The organism is Brevundimonas sp. SH203, from assembly GCF_002157625.1.
Classification (GTDB): Bacteria; Pseudomonadota; Alphaproteobacteria; order Caulobacterales; family Caulobacteraceae; genus Brevundimonas.
In genome coordinates this window covers 1-5,802 of sequence record NZ_BDMM01000011.1, presented here as the reverse complement: position 1 = coordinate 5,802, position 5,802 = coordinate 1, and the positions used below count along the sequence as shown (strand labels likewise).

At 54.5% G+C, this 5,802-nt stretch carries 3 tRNA genes and 3 rRNA genes; all 6 read right to left on the bottom strand.

From position 1 onward, the window contains the following. Positions 1-39: 39 nt before the first annotated feature. Positions 40-116: transfer RNA gene (locus SH203_RS15155), tRNA-Met, on the bottom strand. Positions 117-175: 59 nt separating this feature from the next. Continuing rightward, positions 176-290, bottom strand: a 5S ribosomal RNA gene (gene rrf / locus SH203_RS15150). 82 nt (positions 291-372) lie between these two features. Beyond that, positions 373-3,152: ribosomal RNA gene (locus tag SH203_RS15145) — 23S ribosomal RNA — on the bottom strand. 264 nt (positions 3,153-3,416) lie between these two features. Next, positions 3,417-3,492: transfer RNA gene (locus tag SH203_RS15140), tRNA-Ala, on the bottom strand. 82 nt (positions 3,493-3,574) lie between these two features. After that, positions 3,575-3,651: transfer RNA gene (locus SH203_RS15135), tRNA-Ile, on the bottom strand. Between the two features lie 180 nt (positions 3,652-3,831). Further along, a 16S ribosomal RNA gene (locus SH203_RS15130) occupies positions 3,832-5,292 on the bottom strand. Together the 16S, 23S and 5S rRNA genes with 3 tRNA genes alongside form the textbook arrangement of a ribosomal RNA operon. Positions 5,293-5,802 lie beyond the last annotated feature (510 nt).

Here is a 5,802-nt window from a genome sequence, read left to right as displayed (position 1 = left end):
AGAAAAGCCCGCCTGGCTTTGGCCATGCGGGCTAGATCTTGGGTGCGGGAGTAGGATTTGAACCTACGACCTTCAGGTTATGAGCCTGACGAGCTACCGGGCTGCTCCATCCCGCGGCAAGCGGTCGTTTGTGAAGGAAGAAGTGTTCGAGTTTATACTCATGTGTGCTTGGTAGACCCGGCGACGACCTACTCTCCCGCGCCTTGAGACGAAGTACCATTGGCTCTGGAGGGCTTAACGACCGAGTTCGGAATGGGATCGGGTGGGGAACCTCCGACATAGTCACCAGGTCAACCAAGCACACATGAGAAGAAGACATTGTCAGAGATTGCTCGGGTCATGGAACAATCATCGAATGAGTTTTGCTGAGAAACGATCAAACCGATCGGATTATTAGTACCAGTAAGCTTCACGCGTCGCCGCGCTTCCACACCTGGCCTATCAACGTGGTAGTCTTCCACGATCCTCAGCGAAGCCTTGTTTTGAGGTTAGTTTCCCGCTTAGATGCTTTCAGCGGTTATCTATTCCATACTTAGCTACCCTGCTGCACAGCTGGCGCCATGACAGGTACACCAGAGGTATGTCCATCCCGGTCCTCTCGTACTAGGGACAGATCCTCTCAAGCTTCGAACACCCACGGCAGATAGGGACCAAACTGTCTCACGACGTTCTGAACCCAGCTCACGTACCACTTTAAATGGCGAACAGCCATACCCTTGGGACCTGCTCCAGCCCCAGGATGTGATGAGCCGACATCGAGGTGCCAAACTTTGCCGTCGATATGGACTCTTGGGCAAAATCAGCCTGTTATCCCTAGAGTACCTTTTATCCGTTGAGCGATGGCCCTTCCACTCGGGACCACCGGATCACTATGGCCGACTTTCGTCTCTGCTCGACTTGTCAGTCTCGCAGTCAGGCGAGCTTATGCCATTGCACTCGACGAGCGATTTCCGACCGCTCTGAGCTCACCATCGCGCGCCTCCGTTACACTTTGGGAGGCGACCGCCCCAGTCAAACTACCCACCACGCCATGTCCCGGGACCGGATAACGGCCCTCGGTTAGACGTCAACGACAGTAAGGGTGGTATTTCAAGGACGACTCCACCAGAGCTGGCGCCCCGGTTTCATAGTCTCCCACCTATCCTACACATACGGTCGCTAACGCCAAGGCGAAGCTATAGTAAAGGTTCATAGGGTCTTTCCGTCTGACCGCGGGAACCCCGCATCTTCACGGGGAATTCAATTTCACTGAGCCTATGCTGGAGACAGTGGGGAAGTCGTTACGCCATTCGTGCAGGTCGGAACTTACCCGACAAGGAATTTCGCTACCTTAGGACCGTTATAGTTACGGCCGCCGTTTACCTGGGCTTCAGTTCGACGCTTTCACATCTCCCTTTAACCTTCAGGCACCGGGCAGGCGTCAGACCCTATACGTCGCATTGCTGCTTCGCAGAGCCCTGTGTTTTTGCTAAACAGTCGCTACCCCCTGGCTTGTGCCACTCAGTCCTGCTTGCGCAAGGTGAGTCACGCTTATTCCGAAGTTACGCGTGCAATTTGCCGAGTTCCTTCAGCATAGTTCTCTCAAACGCCTTGGTATGCTCTACCTGACCACCTGTGTCGGTTTCGGGTACGGTCTCTGCTGGAGTTATTTCCTGGGACAACGCCCCCGCACACACAATCCAATAAGTGGGTACGAGTTAAGCCATCCGTCACTTCCAGCTGGTGCAGGAATATTTACCTGCTTCCCATCGACTACGCTTTTCAGCCTCGCCTTAGGGGCCGACTAACCCTGCGCAGATTAGCTTTACGCAGGAACCCTTGGTCTTTCGGCGAGAGTGTCTCTCACACTCTTATCGTTACTCATGTCAGCATTCTCACTTCCGATACCTCCAGCCAGGCTCACGCCTGACCTTCACCGGCCTACGGAACGCTCCGCTACCGCATGCACAAAGTGCACACCCATATCTTCGGCGACTGGCTTGAGCCCCGTTACATTTTCCGCGCAGGATCGCTTGATCAGTGAGCTGTTACGCTTTCTTTAAAGGATGGCTGCTTCTAAGCCAACCTCCTGATTGTCAAAGCAATCCCACATCGTTTCCCACTTAGCCAGTACTTGGGGGCCTTAGATGATGGTTAGGGTTGTTTCCCTTTTCACGACGGACGTTAGCACCCGCCGTGTGTCTGCCCGATAGTTCTCTTGGGTATTCGGAGTTTGGTTAGTATTGGTACCGCTCGCGCAGCCCGCAACCATCCAGTGCTCTACCCCCCAAGGAATTCGTCGGACGCTCTACCTAAATAGATTTCGCGGAGAACCAGCTATGTCCAGGTTTGATTGGCCTTTCACCCCTATCCACAAGTCATCCCAGAATTTTTCAACATTCACGGGTTCGGTCCTCCAGTTGGTGTTACCCAACCTTCAACCTGCTCATGGATAGATCACCTGGTTTCGGGTCGTCATACGTCGAACTTAGCGCCCTATTCAGACTCGCTTTCGCTGCGCCTACACCTAACGGCTTAAGCTTGCTCGACACATGAAGTCGCTGACCCATTATACAAAAGGTACGCCGTCACCGCGCTTGGCGGCTCCGACTGCTTGTAGGCTTCCGATTTCAGGATCTGTTTCACTCCCCTTGTCGGGGTGCTTTTCACCTTTCCCTCACGGTACTTGTTCACTATCGGTCGTAGAGGAGTACTTAGGCTTGGAGGGTGGTCCCCCCATGTTCAGACAGGATTTCACGTGTCCCGCCCTACTCGAGTCTCTTGCTGTTTGATGACTACGGGGCTTTCACCCACTATGGCCGACCTTTCCAGATCGTTCGTCTTTATTTCACAAGAGCACTGGCCTGGTCCCGGTTCGCTCGCCACTACTACGGGAGTCTCGGTTGATGTCCTTTCCTCCGGGTACTGAGATGTTTCAGTTCCCCGGGTTCGCTTAATGAAGCCTATGTATTCAGCTCATTATACCTTTCAACAATCCGCCAATCGCTGCTTCCGAAGAAACAGAGTTGGAAGACTGTAAAGGTGGGTTTCCCCATTCGGAAATAACCGGATCAAAGGGTGCTAGCGCCTCCCCGGTTCTTATCGCAGCTTGCCACGTCCTTCATCGCCTCTCTACGCCAAGGCATCCGTCAGAAGCCCTTCAACGTTTGATCGTTTCTCAGCAAAACTCATGCTTGGTGTATTCCGCCCGACTGGAAAGTTGCCGGGGGACCAAGCCTGATTTTTGTCAGACAATGTCTTCTTCTCGAACACGACCTAAAAGCTCAGGGGAGCCGGTCTAGTTCTTCCTTCACGATTTCAATGCCAGTTGGCGAGCGCCAACGGGCAATTCCTGATGCGATCTGCGAGCCTTGGCGGGGTGCGCCACCGCTTTCAAAGCGGAGCCTCGGGTCAAATCCAGAGCCGCGGGTGCGGCCTGGTGGAGCCAGACGGAGTCGAACCGACGACATCCTGCTTGCAAAGCAGGCGCTCTACCAACTGAGCTATGGCCCCGTTCCAGAGAACGGTGCGAAGCCCAGGAGAGCTGTCGGCGATGCCGTCTTGAGGCTGAGAACCCCCAGCGAACCAGAAGTCCTGGTAGGCCCGGGCAGACTCGAACTGCCGACCTTACGCTTATCAGGCGTACGCTCTAACCACCTGAGCTACGGGCCTATGGCAGCGACAGCCAGGCGGTGAAGCCCAGGCTCGCGATCGCGTCACCAACTTAACGGCCCGTATGGCCGAGGCGTCGATGACGAAAGTGGAAAGAGAAACGGAGACGGCGGCGTTCCGCCGTTTATTGGAGCCTCAATAGACAGTCTCGTGAGAGACGGCCTGGAGAAGCATCCTTAGAAAGGAGGTGATCCAGCCGCAGGTTCCCCTACGGCTACCTTGTTACGACTTCACCCCAGTCGCTGACCCTACCGTGGTCGCCTGCCTCCTTGCGGTCAGCGCAGCGCCTTCGGGTAGAACCAACTCCCATGGTGTGACGGGCGGTGTGTACAAGGCCCGGGAACGTATTCACCGCGGCATGCTGATCCGCGATTACTAGCGATTCCAACTTCATGCCCTCGAGTTGCAGAGGACAATCCGAACTGAGACGACTTTTAAGGATTAACCCTCTGTAGTCGCCATTGTAGCACGTGTGTAGCCCACCCTGTAAGGGCCATGAGGACTTGACGTCATCCCCACCTTCCTCCGGCTTAGCACCGGCAGTCCCATTAGAGTTCCCAACTGAATGATGGCAACTAATGGCGAGGGTTGCGCTCGTTGCGGGACTTAACCCAACATCTCACGACACGAGCTGACGACAGCCATGCAGCACCTGTGTCCTAGTCCCCGAAGGGAAAGCCACGTCTCCGTGGCGGTCCAGGCATGTCAAAAGGTGGTAAGGTTCTGCGCGTTGCTTCGAATTAAACCACATGCTCCACCGCTTGTGCGGGCCCCCGTCAATTCCTTTGAGTTTTAATCTTGCGACCGTACTCCCCAGGCGGATTGCTTAATGCGTTAGCTGCGTCACCGAAATGCATGCATCCCGACAACTAGCAATCATCGTTTACGGCGTGGACTACCAGGGTATCTAATCCTGTTTGCTCCCCACGCTTTCGAGCCTCAGCGTCAGTAATGAGCCAGTGTGTCGCCTTCGCCACTGGTGTTCTTCCGAATATCTACGAATTTCACCTCTACACTCGGAGTTCCACACACCTCTCTCATACTCAAGACACCCAGTATCAAAGGCAATTCCGAGGTTGAGCCCCGGGATTTCACCCCTGACTTAAATGTCCGCCTACGCTCCCTTTACGCCCAGTAATTCCGAGCAACGCTAGCCCCCTTCGTATTACCGCGGCTGCTGGCACGAAGTTAGCCGGGGCTTCTTCTCCGGGTACCGTCATTATCGTCCCCGGTGAAAGAATTTTACAATCCTAAGACCTTCATCATTCACGCGGCATGGCTGCGTCAGGCTTTCGCCCATTGCGCAAGATTCCCCACTGCTGCCTCCCGTAGGAGTTTGGGCCGTGTCTCAGTCCCAATGTGGCTGATCATCCTCTCAGACCAGCTACTGATCGTCGCCTTGGTGAGCCATTACCTCACCAACTAGCTAATCAGACGCGGGCCGCTCTAAAGGCGATAAATCTTTCCCCCGAAGGGCACATTCGGTATTAGCACAAGTTTCCCTGAGTTATTCCGAACCTAAAGGCACGTTCCCACGTGTTACTCACCCGTCCGCCACTAACTCCGAAGAGTTCGTTCGACTTGCATGTGTTAGGCCTGCCGCCAGCGTTCGCTCTGAGCCAGGATCAAACTCTCAGGTTGAGTTGACTTCTGACCTAAGCATCGGATCGACCGAAGTCGTCCTTGGCATTAGTTCTACGTATTTTATTGACGAGTTCCCACGTCATCGATCCAAAGATCGACGCATGGTATCTTTTCAAAAAGACCGCAGATAGTCAGTGTCGTATGATGACCTCGAAGGTCATCGCAAGAACACCGCCGCCTGCGTTTCTCTTTCCATATCAACAATGTCAAAGACCAGAACCGCCTCAGCGGCCCGACTTGTTTAGCGCCTCGTCGTCGGCGGAGGCGGCGATTTAGAGAACCGCGAACCCCGTGTCAACCGCTCTTTTCAGAGATTTCGCAAACCCGAAGAGCGAACCCTTCAAACCGCAAAAAACCGCCGGAGAAAACCAAGAGGCTTGCCCCTTCACCAAACCGGCGATTCGATTGAAGCGCGGAAACTAATCAAACCAACCCAGGAAAGCAAGAAGTTTCTCAACCCCCGCTCCCCTCAAAACCCCGGAGAACCAGCCCCCAAGGCCCCGAAAG